Source organism: Photobacterium sp. DNB23_23_1, from assembly GCF_052873815.1.
Genome location: NZ_JBNNXT010000007.1, coordinates 140140 through 158935, shown reverse-complemented (window position 1 = coordinate 158935; position 18796 = coordinate 140140). Strand labels below are relative to the sequence as shown.

The 18796-nt window shown below is 52.9% G+C and carries 14 protein-coding genes; 3 read left to right on the top strand and 11 right to left on the bottom strand.

Annotated features, from left to right (window positions below):
• Positions 1–62: 62 nt before the first annotated feature.
• The 3 genes from rsmC to hemL form a co-directional block, all read right to left on the bottom strand.
• Positions 63–1082: a 16S rRNA (guanine(1207)-N(2))-methyltransferase RsmC gene (gene rsmC / locus ACVA53_RS06985; RefSeq protein WP_255042961.1), complete on the bottom strand. Its 1020-nt coding sequence runs from the start codon at positions 1080–1082 to the stop codon at positions 63–65.
• A 101-nt stretch (positions 1083–1183) separates the two neighbouring features.
• Positions 1184–2269: an AI-2E family transporter gene (locus tag ACVA53_RS06980; RefSeq protein ID WP_255042960.1), complete on the bottom strand. Its 1086-nt coding sequence runs from the start codon at positions 2267–2269 to the stop codon at positions 1184–1186.
• A gap of 322 nt (positions 2270–2591) precedes the next feature.
• A complete protein-coding gene (gene hemL, locus ACVA53_RS06975; RefSeq protein ID WP_255042959.1) occupies positions 2592–3890 on the bottom strand; it encodes a glutamate-1-semialdehyde 2,1-aminomutase in 1299 nt (432 codons plus the stop codon).
• 280 nt (positions 3891–4170) lie between these two features.
• Here hemL and clcA point away from each other — a divergent pair, with 280 nt between their 5' ends.
• Together clcA and erpA are read left to right on the top strand one after the other, a co-directional pair.
• The gene (gene clcA, locus ACVA53_RS06970) at positions 4171–5574 is read left to right on the top strand and encodes a H(+)/Cl(-) exchange transporter ClcA (RefSeq protein ID WP_255042958.1); all 1404 of its coding nucleotides are present in this window, start codon (positions 4171–4173) and stop codon (positions 5572–5574) included.
• Positions 5575–5633: 59 nt separating this feature from the next.
• The gene (gene erpA / locus ACVA53_RS06965; RefSeq protein ID WP_107350759.1) at positions 5634–5975 is read left to right on the top strand and encodes an iron-sulfur cluster insertion protein ErpA; all 342 of its coding nucleotides are present in this window, start codon (positions 5634–5636) and stop codon (positions 5973–5975) included.
• Positions 5976–6089: 114 nt separating this feature from the next.
• Here the strand turns inward: erpA and ACVA53_RS06960 are convergent, their stop codons facing one another.
• Positions 6090–7409, bottom strand: coding sequence for a peptidoglycan DD-metalloendopeptidase family protein (locus ACVA53_RS06960; protein WP_446504776.1), 1320 nt, complete (start codon positions 7407–7409; stop codon positions 6090–6092).
• Between the two features lie 127 nt (positions 7410–7536).
• Between ACVA53_RS06960 and tyrS the strand changes: the two genes are divergently transcribed.
• Positions 7537–8724 carry a tyrosine--tRNA ligase gene (gene tyrS / locus ACVA53_RS06955; protein WP_255042956.1) on the top strand — a complete coding sequence of 396 codons (1188 nt, stop codon included), beginning with the start codon at positions 7537–7539 and terminating at the stop codon, positions 8722–8724.
• A 110-nt stretch (positions 8725–8834) separates the two neighbouring features.
• On the opposite strand, the gene ACVA53_RS06950 is transcribed toward tyrS, so the two are convergent.
• The 7 genes from ACVA53_RS06950 to gltB form a co-directional block, all read right to left on the bottom strand.
• The gene (locus ACVA53_RS06950) at positions 8835–9251 is read right to left on the bottom strand and encodes a VOC family protein (protein ID WP_255042955.1); all 417 of its coding nucleotides are present in this window, start codon (positions 9249–9251) and stop codon (positions 8835–8837) included.
• 197 nt (positions 9252–9448) lie between these two features.
• Positions 9449–10060, bottom strand: a complete 612-nt coding sequence (locus tag ACVA53_RS06945) for a TRIC cation channel family protein (protein ID WP_255042973.1) — start codon at positions 10058–10060, stop codon at positions 9449–9451.
• Positions 10061–10180: 120 nt separating this feature from the next.
• Positions 10181–11005: a vitamin B12 ABC transporter substrate-binding protein BtuF gene (gene btuF, locus ACVA53_RS06940; RefSeq protein ID WP_255042954.1), complete on the bottom strand. Its 825-nt coding sequence runs from the start codon at positions 11003–11005 to the stop codon at positions 10181–10183.
• On the bottom strand, positions 11006–11962 hold the full coding sequence (locus ACVA53_RS06935; RefSeq protein ID WP_255042953.1) for a cobalamin biosynthesis family protein: 957 nt from the start codon (positions 11960–11962) through the stop codon (positions 11006–11008). It lies immediately after the preceding gene.
• A 1-nt stretch (position 11963) separates the two neighbouring features.
• The gene (gene mtnN / locus ACVA53_RS06930; RefSeq protein WP_446504775.1) at positions 11964–12662 is read right to left on the bottom strand and encodes a 5'-methylthioadenosine/S-adenosylhomocysteine nucleosidase; all 699 of its coding nucleotides are present in this window, start codon (positions 12660–12662) and stop codon (positions 11964–11966) included.
• A 105-nt stretch (positions 12663–12767) separates the two neighbouring features.
• A complete protein-coding gene (locus ACVA53_RS06925) occupies positions 12768–14180 on the bottom strand; it encodes an FAD-dependent oxidoreductase (protein ID WP_255042951.1) in 1413 nt (470 codons plus the stop codon).
• A 12-nt stretch (positions 14181–14192) separates the two neighbouring features.
• Positions 14193–18656, bottom strand: coding sequence for a glutamate synthase large subunit (gltB, locus tag ACVA53_RS06920; protein WP_446504774.1), 4464 nt, complete (start codon positions 18654–18656; stop codon positions 14193–14195).
• Between the last annotated feature and the right edge of the window lie 140 nt (positions 18657–18796).

The window sequence follows — 18796 nt, the reverse complement described above, 5'->3', positions numbered from 1 at the left end:
TAAATATACAGGTGTGTAAGTTAATGTGGTCAATGGCCGGGGGAAGCCCCGGCCTTAGTCGGTTATTTTTTTGCGGCGTAAATGCTGAACTTGTTGTTTTTAGCTGTTGTTTCGCAGTTACCCAAACTTTCTTCGATTAGCGGCGGGTAACGGAGGAAGCTGTTGGCAACAATGATCAATTGACCATCTTGGCGAAGGTACTGTGGTGCCTTGGCGATAAAGTCTTCGGTGGCCGCATAGAAGGTCTTCAGCCCGGCATGGAACGGCGGGTTGCTGATCAAATAGTCGTAAGGGCCTTTCAGCGCTGCAAAAACGTCAGTTGCAGTAAAGGTGGCTTCGAGCTGGTTGACCCGGAAGGTCTCCTCGGCTGACGCAATGGCCAGGGCGCTGATATCACACAGTTCCAGCTCGATAGACGGGTTCTTTGTTTTCATCACGGCACCAATGACCCCGGCACCACAACCGAAGTCCAGAACGCGGCCACGCAGTGACGGCAGGGTTTCCAGCAATAGCTTTGAGCCCTGGTCAAATTCACCGTGGCTGAATACGCCCGGCAGCGAGCGGATGGTTAGTTCGGTGCCTGCAATTGACAGCGGATAGCTGCGGAACCAATCTTTAATTTCGAATGTTGATGGCGCTTGTTCACACCGTCCCCAGTAAAAGCTGCAGCGGCGAGCCGAGTCATACTTGGTTACCGCACCATATGAAGCGAACATCTTTTCGATACTACGAACACCACTGCGATTTTCGCCCACCACACAGATTTCAGTTTCCGGCCCAAACTTTGCCAACAACATGGCCAGTAGGTATTCGGCTTCGGCTTTGGCTTTCGGCCAATACAATAGGATCATGTCGATGTCGGCATCGTCGCTGAACTCTGCACCGAAAACGGTTCGAATGGCAGTGTGAGCTGACATGCGGCGGGCGTAGCCGAAATTGGTGGTGAAGATCGTTACCGACGAGGCGGTTTGCGATAGCTCGACGGGAAAAGTGTCGGCTAGCTCACCGGCCACCAAAACCTTGCGGTTTTCAAAAAATTCCAATTGGCGGGCAGCAACCTGACTGGCAGCACTGTATGACATAACGACCTCAAGAATGGATGAAAGCAGTGTTGGGGCGCGAATTGTTCCACAAATTCACTCATAAGAAAAGCGAGCTGGGGCTATCGCCCCAGCCAAATAGGTTAGTGCTGGTCTTGGTTGTGCAGGAAGTCTTGGAATTCGGCCTCATAGAGCTTGAACAGTACCAAGGTGACGGCAAAGATGATCGGACCGTAGATCAGACCGATTAAACCAAACATATGCAAACCTCCAATGATAGAGAAAAAGATCAACAGTGTACTCATGCCTGAGCTGCCCTGCATCAGTAGTGGGCGCAGGAAATTGTCGATTGAGCCAACCACGATGGCGCCCCAGCCAATCAGGAATACAGCCCACTCCCACTGACCTATTAGCAGTAGGTAAATACTGGCCGGTAGCCAGATCAGCGCGGTGCCGACCACAGGGATCAACGAGGCGAAAGCCATCATCGAACCCCAGAATAACCCCTGGAAGCCCGCCATCCACATGGCGAAACCACCGGCAAAGCCTTGGGCAAGGGCGGTTAGGAAAGAGCCTAATACCGCGGACTTGGCCACTTGCTCGACTTCATTGAGTACTGCATCTTCCTGGCTGCGTGACAGTGGCAGTACATGGCGGATAGTCTGAACTATCTTGTCATGGTCGCGGAGCAGGAAGAACAAGACAAACAGCATCAGCATAAAGTTGATCAGGAAATTGGTGGCATCACCTAGTAAGCGGGCGCTGACATTGAGCAATTGGGCGCCAAACTTTGATGAGGCTGCTGCTATTTTCTGGACCATTACCTGGGTATCGACCGGCTCGAACGGTGAGTATTTTTCAACAAGGGTAAGTAACTTGACCACATAGGGATGGGCCAAGACTTCCTGAACGCCACCGGAGGTCAGCCACGTATAGCTTTCCTTGGAAAAGGTGGTGCCCTGATGGATGATTGAGCTGAATACCACCAGCATTGGGATCACGATGATAAAAGTCAGCAAGGTACAAGACAGTACCGATGACAGATTGGGCGAACGAGGCATCACCCTGTCCAGCTTTTCATGCAGTGGGTAATAAAGCAGTGAAATAATAAAAGCCATCACGATAGGGCCGATATAGGGTTCTATCAATGTATAACTGGCGTAGGCGGCCATAGCCAACGCGGCGACAAGCATCCAGTGGCGCGATTCAATTTTGAATGGTTTGGGCACTGTATATCCCTTTTTGATTGTTTTAGTGGGGCTGTTGTTGTTGCAGTTTGGGTATTATGATTGCACCACATTGCCTGTATAGCAATCATATTGGTGATAATATCTGTCTGATTTTACAAGCGGGGAAGCGTGTCTATGGGGTGTTGTGATTGTGGCTGTGAGACCAAGAAAAAACGGCGGGCTCCATTCGCTGCTTGGGTGTTGCTGGCACTGATACTGCTAGCATTATTCTTTTGGCAGTAGTCATTGTCGAGGAAGCAACAAGCCGCTCAGAAAGCGGCTTGTGTCTATGGTCGCTGGCAGTATTTATGCTTACTGTGAATTACGCAGCAGCTTCTTCTGCCAAGGTCTTGAAGGCATACTCAGCTGCACTTAGCGTAGCTTCAATTTCCTTGTCACCGTGGGCTAGGGAAGTAAAGCAGGCTTCGAATGCTGATGGGGCTAGGTAAACACCTTTCTCCAGCATCAGGTTAAAGAAACGTTTGAAACGCTCGACATCACATTTGGCTACATCGTCATAGCAGTTCACTGCGTCCTGATCGGTAAAGAAGAAACCGAACATCGCACCCACTTGATTGGTGTTCAGCGGGATACCGTATTTGTCAGCCAGTGCCTGGAAGCCTTCCGCTAGGCGCTGGGTGGTGTTGGCAAGCTGTTGTTCATGGCCTTCTTGAGTTAGAACGGTTAGGCAGGCGTGACCTGCAGCCATAGCAACAGGGTTACCAGACAGTGTACCCGCTTGGTAAACCGGGCCTGTCGGGGCGACATATTTCATCACTTCACGACGTCCGCCGAAAGCACCGACTGGCATACCGCCGCCGATGACTTTACCCAGCGTGGTTAGGTCCGGTTTGATGTTGTAGTAACCCTGGGCACCGCCGTGTGAAACACGGAAGCCCGTCATCACTTCATCAAGGATCAATAGCGCGCCAAACTCGTCACAGATCTCACGTAGGCCTTCAAGGAAACCCGGTACCGGTGGGATACAGTTCATGTTGCCAGCGACTGGTTCAACAATGATACAAGCGATTTGTTCTGGATTCTCGACAAAAGCTTCGCGTACTGAGTCTAGGTTGTTGAAGGTACAAGTCAGGGTGTGCTTGGCAAAATCAGCCGGTACACCTGGAGAGCTTGGCTGACCCAGTGTCAGCGCACCAGAGCCTGCTTTTACCAATAGGCAGTCTGCGTGGCCGTGGTAGCAACCTTCGAACTTGATGATCTTATCGCGGTTGGTGAAGCCACGGGCCAGACGGATGGCGCTCATGGTTGCTTCGGTACCCGAGCTCACCATACGAACCATTTCCATAGATGGAACTAGTTGGGACACCATCTCTGCCATGGTGATTTCCATCTCGGTTGGCGCACCAAAGCTCAGGCCTTGCTGTGCTGCCTTGATCACCGCATCGCGGATCGCGACATGGTTATGACCAAGAATCATCGGACCCCATGAGCCAACATAGTCAATATAGGCTTTGCCATCGGCATCGAAGATATAGGCGCCGTCTGCGCGCTCGATAAATAGCGGGCTGCCGCCTACCCCTGCAAAGGCACGAACTGGTGAGTTAACGCCACCCGGGATGGTCTGTTGTGCTTTGGCAAATAAATCAGCTGACTTGCTCATTATGATGTCCTGTTATTGAAGGTTGTCCTATTTGAACTGTCGGCATTGTACCTAGGCTCTGTAGGGCTTTCAATTGGTGGCGCAGGAACTCTGATCTGGCGCAAGGCTGGTGGGGGGATAAAAGTGCTGTGCATCACTGCAAAGCTAGTTTCCAACATTGAATATGTAAAAAAAACAATCGGTCAGCTATGCTAGTTTGAGGCGCCTTCCCCATATTTTAGAGCGCCCCTTTCTAACGCTCCCCCGGCTCCGGGATGATTTCACGATTACGGCATTTTTGATGACAGAGAAAAACCAAGGTACTCCTGCGCCTGAAAGACTGCAACCTAGCGGGCTGGTACGGCGCTTTTTATCGCGTGACAAAACCCCTGTATCCGTCCTTTTCCTTTCTGCGCTGGTGGGGCTGGGGGCGGGCTTATTATCGACCTTGTTTGAAATTGCGGTGCACTGGGTGTCGGAGCAGCGCACAGAATGGCTGCGCCATGAGATCAGCGGTATGCTGCCGCTGTGGTTGTCAGCGTTTCTGATCAGCGCCCTACTGGCTTTGGTGGGCTATTTCCTTGTCCACCGGTTTGCGCCGGAGGCGGCAGGATCGGGGATCCCGGAGATCGAAGGGGCGATGGATGACATTCGGCCGGTACGCTGGTGGCGGGTATTACCGGTTAAGTTCATTGGTGGTCTGGGGGCGCTGGGTTCGGGTATGGTGCTGGGCCGGGAAGGGCCATCGGTACAGATGGGGGGGAACATAGGTCGGATGGTGTCAGACTTATTCCGACTTAAAGATAAAGAAGGCCGCCATGCACTATTGGCCTCGGGCGCCGCAGGCGGCCTGGCCGCGGCGTTCAATGCACCGTTGGCTGCCATTATGTTCGTGGTTGAGGAAATGCGGCCGCAATTTCGCTACAGTCTGATTTCGATTAAGTGTGTGATGATCTCGGCCATTGTGGCCAATATTGTGTTCCGCAGTATTTCTGGCCAGCAAGCTGTGATCACCATGCCGCAATACGATGCACCGTTGCTGCGTTCGCTGTGGTTGTTTTTGTTGCTCGGGATGGCCTTCGGCATTTTCGGTGTGACTTTCAATAAGCTAATCACCCTGAGCCAAGATATGTTTGCCCGTATCCATTGTAATGATCGTCGCCGCTATTTACTAACCGGTACCTTGCTCGGCGGAACATTCGGTTTACTGTTGCTTTATGTCCCGGAGTTGACCGGAGGAGGGATCAGCTTGATCCCCAGTGCGACAAATGGTGAGTACGGGATCAGTGTACTGTTGATTCTATTTCTGGCTCGAGTGGCAACCACGTTGCTGTGTTTTGGCTCTGGGGCGCCCGGTGGGATCTTCGCTCCGATGCTAGCTTTGGGCACCTTGTTTGGTACTTTCTTTGGCGCTATCGCCCAGCATTTATTTCCGGATCTCGGTCTTCAGCCGGGTATGTTTGCGATTGCCGGCATGGGCGCGTTGTTTGCCGCTACCGTCCGGGCCCCGATCACCGGGATTTTGTTGGTGATCGAAATGACCAATAACTACGATTTGATCTTGCCATTAATTATTACGACCCTTGGGGCAACGATGCTGGCACAGGTATTGGGTGGTCAACCCATTTACTCCCAACTTCTGCATCGGACTATAGAAAAGGAAAAAAAGGCTCAACGAGAGCAGTCTACGGTGGTCAATACTTGAACGAGATAGTCAGGTATTAGATAATGGCGGGCATAACCGAAAGTATTGAGAGGTTTTAAATGAGCGATGCTAATCTGCCGCTGAGTTTTTCCGATGTTGCAGCAAATAAAGTGAAAGCGCTTATTGCCGAGGAAGAAAACCCGGAGCTGAAGCTGCGTGTTTACATCACCGGCGGTGGTTGCAGTGGTTTCCAATACGGCTTCACATTTGACGAAAAAGTCAATGAAGGCGATACCACGATTGAAAATAGCGGAGTCACACTGGTTGTTGACCCGATGAGCCTGCAGTACCTGATCGGTGGCACGGTTGATTACACGGAAGGGCTGGAAGGTTCCCGTTTCTTCGTGAACAACCCGAACGCGACAACCACTTGTGGTTGCGGTGCATCGTTCAGCGTTTAATTGCGCTTGAAGCAGTAATGCTGCTTGAGTAATAGCTGAAAAATGGCGATTAGAAAGCCGCTCCTATTGGAGCGGTTTTTTTTATTGGGTAATGTGGATCTCAGCCACAACCGGTTAGGTGCGGTTGCCTAGCAGCGGACTGTTGTCGGCAATAAACTGGCTGAAGTGGTTCAGCTGCGCCATACGTTCTTTGGCAAATTTCTGGAATTGGGACTTTTCCTTGCCGCTCAGTGAGCGGGCCTGAGGCAGTTTTACCGTTCTCGGATTTTTGTGTACACCGTTGACCAAGAATTCATAATGCAGGTGGGCACCAGTCACGCGGCCGGTACTGCCCAAGGTACCGATGGTTTGTCCCTGCTTGACACGCTGGCCGGTTTTGACTTTACGTTTGGTCAGGTGCAGGTACTTGGTGATGTAGGTAGAGCTATGGCGGATGAATACATAGTTACCATTGAATTTGTTGTAGCTCGATTGCATCACTACCCCATCGCCTGCCGCCCAAATCGGGGTGCCGACCGGGGCGACGTAGTCAGTACCGCGGTGGGCGCGAACTTGCCCGGTTACCGGGTGGAGACGATTAGGGTTGAAGTTCGAACTGACGTAACGGAAATTGATTGGCGAGCGTAGGAAGGCCTTGCGCATTGCCTGTCCTTTTTCGTTATAGTACTGACCGTCTTCGCTGCGAATCGCTGTGAATGTTTGACCTAGGTTGGTGAAGGTCGCAGCCAGAATGTTGCCCCGGCCAATTGGTTCACCTTCAACTAAGCGCTCTTCAAAGAGTACCGAGAAAGTATCACCGGAGCGTATGTCCAAGGCAAAGTCGATATCCCAACCGAAGATCCCGGCAATTTCCATTATTTGGTTGGCGGTTAGCCCGGCTTTGTCGGCGGCATTCCAGAAGCTGGAAGTGATCACGGCCTGAGCAAAATTGATCTGTAGGTCGACGTCCTTGATCTCTTTATTCGAGTAGAAGGTGTCAGCGGTGCGGGTGATCACCAAGCTATCGGTCGCACTTTTCGGCTGGATCAGCTGAACGAGCTGGTTGTCTTCGTCAAAACCGAAACGCAGTTTGTCGCCCGGACGTAGGGTCGTTAAGCTCTTGGTGCCCTCGTCGGCATTGACCAAGTGGTAAAGTGTCGCTGGAGACAGGCCAACCTTATTAAATACCACCGCGAGGCTTTCGCCAGACTGCACTTCGTGCTCTTTCCATCTCAGTGCCGGGATAGCTGGCTTTTCGTCGCTCGCCATAGGTCGCAGCTGATTAGTATCGAGGGAGATCTCGAGCGGGTAGAGTTTACCTATTTCGAATTTTCGCTCGGGGTGGCCGCTGCTTTCTGAACTCGGCCATAATAGTAACACCACGAGCAGCGCGCTGATCACGGTGATAAGAGTTTGGTGCATCTTTGGCAACTGGCGGAGTATCGGTACTTGCATGTGGTGTTTTTTTGCTATTTCGTAAAAAATAAGACACCCCTTAGTCTAACTGGTTTCAAATAACATCGCTATTCAAGTAAGATTGAGGATTATTACTTTTTTGCCAATTCTGTGGGAGCGAACAAGAATGGCCAGCATTGAACAAGCTTTAGCTGAGATTAAGCGTGGTGTGGATGAGTTGATTCCGGAAGAGGAGCTGATTGCCAAGCTGAAAGAGAACCGTCCTCTACGAATCAAACTGGGTGCCGATCCAACTGCACCGGATATTCACTTGGGTCACACCGTGATCCTGAATAAACTGCGCACGTTCCAGGAGCTAGGCCATGATGTCACGTTCCTGATCGGTGACTTCACCGGTATGGTAGGTGATCCAACAGGCAAAAATACTACCCGCCCACCGCTAACTCGCGAAGACGTTCTGCGTAACGCTGAAACTTACAAAGAGCAGGTATTCAAAATTTTGGATCCGGCCAAGACCAAGATTGAATTTAACTCGAGCTGGCTGTCTGAGCTAGGCGCGGAAGGTATGATCCGTCTGGCTGCAAACCAAACTGTTGCCCGTATGCTTGAGCGTGATGACTTCAAAAAGCGCTACAACGAAGGCCGTCCTATTGCGATTCACGAGTTCATGTACCCATTGCTTCAGGGCTATGACTCCGTCGCGATGGAGACCGATGTTGAGCTGGGTGGTACTGATCAGAAGTTCAACCTGCTGATGGGTCGTGAGCTGCAGAAAGCCAATGGCCAAAAGCCGCAAGTTGTTCTGACCATGCCACTATTGGTGGGTCTGGATGGCGTTAAAAAGATGTCCAAGTCAGCACATAACTACATTGGTGTGACGGATGTACCTAGCGAGATGTTCGGTAAAATCATGTCGATTTCTGATGATCTGATGTGGAACTATTTCGAATGTCTGTCTTTCCGCCCGCTGGCAGAAATTGACCAGTTCCAAGCGGATATTGCTAGTGGCAAGAACCCACGTGATGTGAAGATCTTGCTGGCGAAAGAAATCATTGCCCGCTTCCACAGCGAAGCTGATGCTGATGCTGCCGAGCAAGAGTTCATCAACCGTTTCCAGAAAGGTGCGATGCCAGAGGAAATGCCAGAGTTCGAATTCGAAGCTGGTATTGCAATTGGTAACCTGTTGAAAGATGCGGGCTTGGTTAACTCCACGTCTGATGCGATGCGTATGATCCGTCAGGGTGCAGCGAAAATCGATGGCGACAAGGTTGAAGATACCAAGCTGGTTCCAGCGGCTGGTACTGCGGTTTACCAGGTTGGTAAGCGTAAGTTTGCCCGTGTAACCCTGAAGTAATCAAGGTCTACACGAACCCATATTAAAAAGGCGCCTCAGGCGCCTTTTTTGATCAAACTGCCAATAGCCAATAGCCAATAGCCAATAGCCAATAGCCAATAGCCAATAGCCTATATGCTATAGTCGTTACGCTGAGTGTCATCCTGGCTCAGGTATTCAATGAACTCCCACTCTATCCCATTGGGATCCCAAAAATAAATGCGCTTTCGCCAAGGGTGCGACGTCTCCATCTCATTTTCTTTATACCCGGCGGCCAGTAAGCGTGCTTTGACACTTTCGATATCATCAGTCACCAAACCAATATGATTAATGCCACTGTCTCGGTACGGTGTGCGATCGACTGACTCTCGTTCGACAACTTCCTGCAGGGCAAGGTAGCTTAGTTCGGTACCGATATGGCACCAGCGGTAGAGATCGCCTTGGCCGCAATGGCGGATGGCGAATGACGGTAGGGCGGTTTGGATAAATTCGACAGTGCGGTCTATATTACCGACGGTAATATTGGCATGTTCTACATAGGGGAGCATAGGCACCTCGGCTTTTCGTTAAATAAGGCCTTTGTTAAATAAAGTTTTTTGCTTATTTAAATGTAGCTCGCCCTCTGGGTAAGTAAAGTTATTTGCTTACTTAATGGTTTGATTCATTGTGATCAGGCAAAAAAACCGCCAGAGTGACGGTTTTTGTGAAATTGCATAAGCTATTTAACTTGATGTTTCTATTTATATCAATGCCTTATGGCGAAGGTTGGCAGTGAAAGGTGCCAGCGTATCGCTGCCAGGCGGATCGTCAGCGTGGTGATAATGCCTGCTAGGGTTGCAACCGCACTGTCGACATTTGCTGACAGGGACACAGTGTGGATAATCCCGCCGAGGATACAGGCAGTGGCATACACCTCGGTTCGCAATACCATTGGGATCTCCCTGGCCAGTACATCGCGGATCACCCCGCCGCCACAACCAGTCATGACGCCCATGATCACCGCGACCATCGGTGTCGCACCGAAGCGCAGTGCCTTCTCGACACCAATAGCCACAAATACCGCAAGGCCGATGGCATCGGATACTGGCAATATCCACCACGGCATCTGTCGTGGACGGCGAATTGCCAGCATGCTGATCAAGCAGGTAATGAAAATCACCCAGAGGTAGTTGGTATCGGTGATCCAGAAAACAGGCGTGGCCCCCAGAGCCATATCGCGGATAGTCCCCCCGCCGATTGCGGTGACGCTGGCCAGCACCACGACCCCGAACGGGTCCATCCGGAGTCTGCCTGCCAGTAATACGCCCGAGGCGGCAAATACGGCCGTTCCGAACATATCGAGAACATAAATGAGCATCATGATACCTGCTGAGTCAGAGAATATAGGGTGATCGCGCAGATTGTACGACGAATAAACTGGCTGACAACTCGCTGATACCGCTTTGTGAGGTGACTCACATTGATTGTTGATAGCGTGTTACAAGCGGCTCTGTCGTACCTGATCTAGGTACTGGCAGATCTCCTCGGCAGCCATAATTGTCCGGGGAGTTGGCCGGTTCAGCCAGTCTGATGTAACCGTAAAAATGTGCTGTTTTTCAACGGCGGGTAACTGTTGGCGCCAATTGTCCCATACTGAAGGATCGGCTGCGGCATGCGAGGTGCCGAAGATTACCTCCGGCTGGCGGACAATGACCTGCTCGGTTGAGATCTGCGGATAGGCTGCGGCACTGTTGGCAAAGATGTTTGACCCGCCACAGACGGCAAATACTTGGCTTGGCCAGTTGTCACCCGCTATGGTGATCATCGGGTTGTTGCTGAGCTGGTAGAAATAGCTGACTGTGTTTTTTTTCTGATACGCTAAACGCAGAGTGTTTAGCCGTTGGCGGAAGTCATTGGCATTGAGCTGGGCCTGCTTGGGTGAATCGGCATATTGCCCCAACTGTTCTAGGGTGCTGGCAATATCTTCTAGTGACTTGGGGTCGGAATAGAATACTTTGAAGCCCAGCTGTTCCAGCCTGGTCATTTCGCGGGTAGGGTTTCCCCCTTTCCAGGCCAAGATCAGATCCGGCTGCAGGGTGACGATCCGCTCCATTTTGATACCGCGATAGTTGGCCACTCGTTCGAGGGACCTGGCGGCTTCCGGATAGTCACTGTAGTCGCTGGCAGCGATGAGCTTATCACCCAGCCCCGCAGCATAGGCCATCTCGGTCGTGTGTGGCGACAGGCTGATGATGGTTTTTACGGGCTGGGCCGCTGTGAGGAAGGCCGGAATTAACAGTAGACAGAAAACAGCTAATCGCACTTAAACAGCTCCTTGTAGCATTAGCAATAGCAGGCTTTGGACGGAAATCCAGATCCATAGTCGCTGGTTAGCGAGGCGATCAATTTGACTCAGGTGCAATGCTGCTGGGGCTATTTTGCCACCCAGTTTGGGCCGCTCCATTTTTATCTGATCATAAATAACCGGGCCGCCCAGTGACAGCGACAGTTTGTGGCCAGTCGCCGCTAATAGCCAGCCTGGGCCGGGAAGTTGCCAGCTTTCCCCTTGTTGTCTGAGCCCCCGCAATGCCACTCTCCCGTTGTGGCCAATCATCAGAAATAGCGCAAATAGGCGAAGTGGAACAATATCCAGTATGGCAAGGGCTGTGGTAGCCGGTTGGCCAAAATGGCGGAACTGCTGCCTGCTGGGGGACCAGCAGCGGCTTAGTTCGACGGCTAAGCGATACAAGATAGCCCCGATCCCGCCTGCCAGGGCGTACCAGAACAAGACGCCAATGACCAAGCGCCCGTATCCTACCAACAAGGTTTCGGCGCCGGCTTTACCCAGCCCTAGCAATGACAGGTTGCCGGTATAGCGGTTTAATTTGGAGTCAAGCAGCGCCCGGCATTGCAGCTTGTCCTCTCGGCTATAGGCGTGGACAAACTGTTTGCTGAACTTATGCATATTGCGCCAGTCCAGAGCAACCCACAGCAATAATAAGTGGAAAGTGACATCTATCCAGACCAACTGGTAAAGGCAAATAAGGACAATCAACACGGTCAGCCATAGCAGCGACCAAGAGAGCAGGCCAGACAAGCGCTTTTGTTGCGGGGCATCACTAGGTTTATTGACTTTGCTGGCAAGAGTTAAAGCAAGCTGGCGCCAGATTTGCAATGGGCTGAGCTGTGAGGGAATCGGAAAGAGCCATTGCAATGCCAGTGCACCCCACAAAGCGAGTAGGGTGCTGTTACCGGCGATAAGTGCAATGGCGTCGGTCATCTTAATGGTTCAGTAGGTCAACCATCTTGGCAACCATTACCGATGAGCTTTGTGCTGCTACCGGTAGGAACTCTTCAAAGCTCATTGGCGATTCTTTGTCGGCGACATCAGAAATTGCACGAACAACCACGAACGGCACGTTGAACTGGTGACAAGCCTGGGCAATCGCCGCCGCTTCCATCTCAACTGCGATAACTGTAGGGAAGTTGTCACGGATGAAGGCTTGTTTTTCTGCTGAGCAGACGAAGGCATCGCCAGTGCAGATCAGGCCACGTACTGCGTGGATATCGCCCATGGTTGCCAGTGCTTGCTCGGCCACGTCCATCAACTTGGTATCAGATACGAAAGCGGCTGGTTGTTGTGCCATTTGACCGATTTCGTAACCGAATGCCGTGACGTCGGCATCGTGGTAACGGACCTCTGTCGAGATCACTACATCACCGACGTTCAAGCTGCTGTCGAAACCACCGGCAGAGCCTGTGTTTAGCACGACATCTGGCTGGAAGATCTCTAGCAGTACAGCGCTACCCACAGCGGCAGCAACTTTACCGATGCCAGATTGAAGCAGAACCACATCATGTCCATTGAGTGTACCGGTGTAAAAAGTACAGCCTGCCTTGTGGTGAGTGTTGCAGTTAGCCAGTTGATCTTTAAGGATGGCAACTTCTTGCTCCATCGCGCCGATAATGCCGATTTTCATCAATACAGTCTCTTATTTGGTAACAAGCCCCCATTGAGGGGGCGTGGGAGTGGCTCAATTGTAACATGGTGGACAGCCACAATGCCAAGCTGCCAACCCGGTTAGTTACACATTGAGGTAGTCGAGGATCCCATCTGCGGCGCGGCGTCCTTCGTCAATGGCGGTTACCACCAAATCCGAGCCACGGACAGCATCACCGCCGGCAAAAATCTTCGGGTTGGTGGTTTGGAAGGCATAACTCCCGTTTTCAGGTGCTTGGATCCGGCCCCACTGATCGAGATCAACCCCGAACTCGGATAGCCAGGGCATGGCGTGGGGTTGGAAGCCGAAGGCCATGATAACCGCATCGGCGGGTAGGGTATGCTCACTGTCCGGCACGGGCTCTGGACGGCGGCGGCCTGCGTCATCGGGGTCACCGAGAGCCGTCTTGACCATCTTGACGCCGCAGATATGGCCATTGCTATCGATTTCCAAACCGGTCGGCTGCAGGTTGAACTGGAATTTCACGCCTTCCTCGCGGGCGTTTTTTACCTCACGTTTTGAGCCAGGCATATTGGCTTCATCGCGACGGTAAGCGCAGATAACCTTGTTGGCTCCCTGGCGTACCGAGGTCCGGACGCAGTCCATGGCGGTATCTCCCCCTCCGAGGACCACCACGTTTTTACCTGCCATATCAATAAACGGTTGTTCGCCCTCAAGCCCCATTACCCGGTAGGTGTTGGACACCAAGAACGGCAGCGCATCGAAGACACCTGGCGCCTCTTCGTTGTCCAGGCCTGCTCGCATGTTTTGGTAGGTCCCGACACCGAGGAATACGGCATCATACTCAGCAATCAAATCGGCTAGCTCGATATCTTTACCAACGTCGGTATTGAGGCGGAACTCGACCCCCATGTCGGAGAATACCTTACGGCGGTTGATCATCACCTTTTTTTCCAGCTTGAACGACGGGATGCCGAAGGTCAGCAGTCCGCCAATTTCCGGATAGCGGTCGAATACCACGGGTTTGACCCCGTTGCGTACCAAGATATCAGCACAGGACAGGCCTGCAGGGCCAGCCCCTATGATCGCTACCTTCTTGTCGGTCCACTCGACATGGGACATGTCCGGCTTCCAGCCCATCTCGAATGCTTTGTCAGTGATATATTTCTCAACATTACCGATAGTGACGGCACCGAAGTCATCATTCAGGGTGCAAGACCCTTCACACAGTCGGTCCTGCGGGCAGACCCGGCCACAGACTTCGGGCAAGGTGTTGGTCTGGTGCGCTAGCTCAACCGCTTCGATGATCCTGCCTTCATTGGCGAGCTTGAGCCACTGGGGGATATAGTTGTGAACTGGGCACTTCCATTCACAATACGGGTTACCGCAATCGAGGCAGCGGTCTGCTTGGGCGCTGGCCTGTTGCTGGGTGAAGGGCTCGTAGATCTCGACAAACTCAATCTTGCGCACTTTGAGTGGCTTCTTGGGTGGGTCGATACGCGCAACATCGATAAATTGGTATATGTTCTGGCTCATCGGACTCCCTCCCTATTGTGCTTGTACGCGCAGCTCGGCGGCTGAGCGACTTTGGTGGCCGAGCAAGGTGTTGACATCGGCAGCCTTTGGTTTCGCCAGATAGAAGCGCGGGATCCATTGGTCGAATTCGGCCAATATTTCCTGTGCCCGATCTGAGCCGGTTAATTCTAAGTGTTGGTCAATCAGTCCGCGAAGATGCTCCTGGTGTATCTTCAACTTGGCTAGCGGCAGGGCTTCGACCAGCTCAGGATTGACCCGTCCGGCAAAGTCGCCGTCTTCGTCCAGGATGTAGGCAAAGCCACCGGTCATCCCAGCCCCGAAGTTGACTCCGGTCTTGCCGAGAATCGCCACAATCCCCCCAGTCATGTATTCGCAGGCATTGTCTCCAGCGCCTTCGATAACGGCAATGGTGCCTGAGTTCCTGACCGCAAATCGCTCACCGGCTTTACCGGCGGCAAACAGCTTACCGCCCGTTGCGCCATACAGGCAGGTGTTGCCGATGATGGTCGCGTGGTTGGACTTGAATGCCGAGCCAATAGGCGGGCGAATCACGATTTTTCCGCCGGTCATCCCTTTACCGACATAGTCGTTGGCATCACCGGTTAGGAGCAAGTTAAGTCCGCCAGCATTCCAAACGCCGAATGACTGGCCAGCGGTGCCGGTCAGGTGGAGGTTGATTGGCGTTGAGGCCATGCCTTGATTACCCCAGCGCTTGGCAATTTCCCCCGACAATCTTGCCCCCACCGAGCGGTCGGTGTTGCGAATATCCTCGAAGATATCGGCACCGCTGCGCGCTTCGATCGCAGGCAGCGCCTGCTCGAATAGGGTGATATTGAGCGGTGCATTGTCGAATGGCGTGTTACTTTCGCTACAGTATAGCGTCTTGCCTTTCAATGGCTCTGAGGTTGCCAATACCGGGGTGAGATCCAACTTGCTCTGCTTGGCGGTATAGCCGTCGATGACCTCGAGCAGCTCGGTGCGGCCAATCAAGTCGGTCAGCTTTTCGACGCCCAGTTCGGCAAGGAGCTCTCGGACTTCTTGGCCCAGGCCTATGAAGTAGTTCATGACTTGCTCTGGCAAGCCTTTGAAAAACTCACGGCGCAGGGTTTCATCCTGCGTCGCAACCCCGGTGGCACAGTTGTTGAGGTGGCAGATCCGCAGGTATTTACACCCTAGCGCTACCATCGGCGCGGTACCAAAACCAAAGCTCTCAGCCCCGAGAATAGCCGCCTTAACCACATCCAGCCCGGTTTTCAGGCCACCATCCACCTGCAGGCGGATCTTGTGGCGCAGACCGTTGGCAACCAAGGCCTGTTGGGTTTCGGCAAGGCCCAACTCCCACGGGCTACCGGCATATTTGACTGAGGTCAGTGGGCTGGCACCGGTACCGCCATCGTAGCCGGAAATGGTAATAAGATCGGCGTAGGCCTTGGCGACCCCGGTGGCGATGGTACCGACTCCGGGCTCGGATACCAATTTGACCGAGACCATGGCGGTAGGGTTAACCTGCTTGAGATCGAAGATCAGCTGGGCCAGATCTTCAATTGAGTAAATATCATGGTGGGGCGGTGGCGAGATCAGGGTGACACCCGGCACCGCATAACGGAGCTTGGCTATTTCGGTGGTGACCTTGTGGCCCGGCAGCTGTCCGCCTTCACCGGGCTTGGCACCTTGTGCCACTTTGATCTGGATAACATCAGCATTGACTAGATAGTGTGGGGTGACGCCAAAGCGACCTGACGCCACCTGCTTGATACGGGAATTTCGCTCGCTGTTGAAGCGACGCGGATCCTCACCGCCTTCACCTGAGTTGGAGCTGCCCCCCAAGCGGTTCATCGCAATGGCCAGCGCTTCGTGCGCTTCTGGACTCAGGGCGCCGATGGACATGGCAGCAGAGTCAAACCGCGGATAGAGCGCCGACGCTTCTTCGACCTTGTCGATAGCAATAGGGGCTTGGTCCGGTTTGAGTTTGAGTAAGTCGCGAATCGCGGCGACAGGCCGCTCGTTCACTTGCTTGGCAAAAACTTGGTAGTCGTTATAGTCACCTGATTTGACAGCGTGTTGTAAGGTGCCGATAACATCCGGGTTGTAGGCATGGAATTCACCGCCGTGGACGTATTTCAGTAAACCACCATGTTCGATAGGCTTGCGTTTGAGCCATGCTCGGCGAGAAAGATTGAATAAATCTTGCTGGAAGTCGGCAAACCCTGCGCCCTGGATCCGGCTTGATACGCCGTGGAAACAGAGATCGACAATGTCATCATCAAGGCCTACTGCCTCGAATAGCATGGCGCAGCGGTAGGAAGCAATGGTCGAGATCCCCATTTTGGACATGATTTTGTACAAGCCCTTGTTGATACCATTGCGGAAGTTGAGCATCACGTCGCGATATGGCTTGGTAATAGCATTACTATCAACCAATTGGCCAAGGGTCTCATAGGCAAGGTATGGGTATACTGCGGTGGCCCCGAAGCCAAGCAACACGGCAAATTGGTGTGGGTCGCGCGCAGTAGCGGTTTCGACAACAATGTTGGTATCACAGCGCAGCTGTTGGGTGACCAGTCGATTTTGGACCGCTCCCACAGCCATCGCGGCCGGAATGGGGAGCTTGCTGGCATTAATGCCGCGGTCTGACAGGACAATGAGTACCGTACCGCTGCGGACCAAGCGTTCAGCCTGATCGCAGATATCAATGATTGCCTGCTTGAGATCTTTCTCGTCGGGGTTGAAGTTGATGTCGATAATACTGTTGCGGTAGTGCTGGTTGTCGAGCTCCAGCAGTTGCACCAAGTCGGAATAGAGCAGTACTGGCGAGCCAAAGGAGACCCGGTAGGCGTGACTATCGGTTTCACAGAAGACATTGATTTCACGGCCGATACAGGTTGCCAGTGACATCACGTGCTTTTCTCTGAGCGGGTCAATCGGTGGGTTAGTGACCTGAGCAAACATCTGACGGAAGTAATCGGTGACAGCCCGTTCGCGTGACGACAATACTGCCATCGGCGCATCATCGCCCATTGAGCCAGTGGCCTCCTGCCCGTTTTCACCGATCACCCGTAAAACCTGATCAATTTCCTCACGGTTCATGGCAAATTGTTTTTGGCTGGTGCCGAGTTCGGTATCATCGAACGAGCGACTGCCGACTTGTTCGTCGCCTAGCTCTTCGAAAGGAACCAAACGTTTGACATGACTATCCATCCATTCTTTGTAAGGGTGGCGTCCCATCAGGTCGTTATCAATGTCGGCAGAATGCCAGATTTTACCGAACTTGGTGTCGATCACCAATAACTCACCGGGGCCTACCCGGCCTTTTTCGGCGACTTCATCGGGGGCGTAGTCCCAAATCCCGACCTCGGATGCGAGGGTGATCAACTTGTCTTTGGTGATGATGTATCTTGCCGGACGCAGGCCGTTACGGTCGAGATTACAGGCCGCATAGCGACCGTCGGACATCACGATACCGGCTGGACCATCCCATGGCTCCATGTGCATGGAGTTAAAGTCATAAAAAGCCCGTAATTCGGGATCCATGTCCGGGTGGTTCTGCCAAGCCGGCGGGACGAGCATCCGCATCGCGCGGAACAGATCCATGCCGCCGGACAGGAACAGCTCGAGCATGTTATCAAGGCTAGAGGAGTCCGAGCCGGTTTCGTTGACAAACGGAGCTGCGGTTTGCAGATCCGGCAGTAACGGCGAGGCGAATTTGTAGGCGCGTGCCCGGGCCCATTGGCGATTACCGGCAATGGTGTTGATCTCACCGTTGTGGGCCAGATAGCGAAACGGCTGTGCCAACGGCCAGCGAGGCTGGGTGTTGGTTGAAAAACGCTGGTGGAACAGGCAAATCGATGACTCGAGCCGGATGTCTCCCAAATCCTGGTAGAAACGGGGCAGATCCGCTGGCATGCATAACCCTTTGTAAACCGTCACTTGGGTCGACAGGCTACAGATATAAAAGTCGGGGTCGGCGGTGATGCGTTTTTCGATCCGGCGCCGGGCAATGTAAAGCCGACGGTCGATATCGCGTGGCTTCCAGCCTGCAGGGGCATTGATGAACACCTGCTCGATATTGGGGAGAGTTTCGGTCGCGATTGGGCCCAGTACTTGTGGGTTGATGGGGACTTGCCGCCAGCCAGCCAGTGACAAGGTTTCCTTGGCGAGCTCTTCGCTGATAATGGTCCGGGCCTGTTCGGCAAGTACCGGATCCTGACTGAGGAACAGCATGCCGAGGGCGAATTCACGCGACAGTTTCCAACCTTTTTCATCGGCAACAATACGGTAAAAGCTTTCGGGCTTTTTCATCAGCAGCCCACAGCCATCACCGGTTTTGCCATCGGCGGCGATCCCGCCACGGTGGGTCATACGGTCAAGGGCGGAAATGGCGGTCCGGACAAGCTTGTGGCTGGTTTCTCCTTCGATGTGGGCAATTAACCCAAAACCACAGTTATCTTTATCCAGCATGGGGTTATACAGTGTCATTGCAACTCTCCCTAGCATCTGCCTGAATAAGCAGGAATACTGCATTTTTTGACGGTCATCCTGACCATCGATGACAACCTTTGCGCGCACCACTGGTGGTTTCTTTTGATTATCGGGGCAGCAAAGGCACCTTTTGCTTC

Coding starts and splice junctions, on each gene's coding strand:
- rsmC (WP_255042961.1), bottom strand. CDS start 1,082: ATGTCATACAGTGCTGCCAGTCAGGTTGCTGCCCGCCAATTGGAATTT.
- hemL (WP_255042959.1), bottom strand. CDS start 3,890: ATGAGCAAGTCAGCTGATTTATTTGCCAAAGCACAACAGACCATCCCG.
- clcA (WP_255042958.1), top strand. CDS start 4,171: ATGACAGAGAAAAACCAAGGTACTCCTGCGCCTGAAAGACTGCAACCT.
- erpA (WP_107350759.1), top strand. CDS start 5,634: ATGAGCGATGCTAATCTGCCGCTGAGTTTTTCCGATGTTGCAGCAAAT.
- ACVA53_RS06960 (WP_446504776.1), bottom strand. CDS start 7,409: ATGCAAGTACCGATACTCCGCCAGTTGCCAAAGATGCACCAAACTCTT.
- tyrS (WP_255042956.1), top strand. CDS start 7,537: ATGGCCAGCATTGAACAAGCTTTAGCTGAGATTAAGCGTGGTGTGGAT.
- ACVA53_RS06950 (WP_255042955.1), bottom strand. CDS start 9,251: ATGCTCCCCTATGTAGAACATGCCAATATTACCGTCGGTAATATAGAC.
- ACVA53_RS06945 (WP_255042973.1), bottom strand. CDS start 10,060: ATGCTCATTTATGTTCTCGATATGTTCGGAACGGCCGTATTTGCCGCC.
- ACVA53_RS06935 (WP_255042953.1), bottom strand. CDS start 11,962: ATGACCGACGCCATTGCACTTATCGCCGGTAACAGCACCCTACTCGCT.
- mtnN (WP_446504775.1), bottom strand. CDS start 12,662: ATGAAAATCGGCATTATCGGCGCGATGGAGCAAGAAGTTGCCATCCTT.
- ACVA53_RS06925 (WP_255042951.1), bottom strand. CDS start 14,180: ATGAGCCAGAACATATACCAATTTATCGATGTTGCGCGTATCGACCCA.
- gltB (WP_446504774.1), bottom strand. CDS start 18,656: ATGACACTGTATAACCCCATGCTGGATAAAGATAACTGTGGTTTTGGG.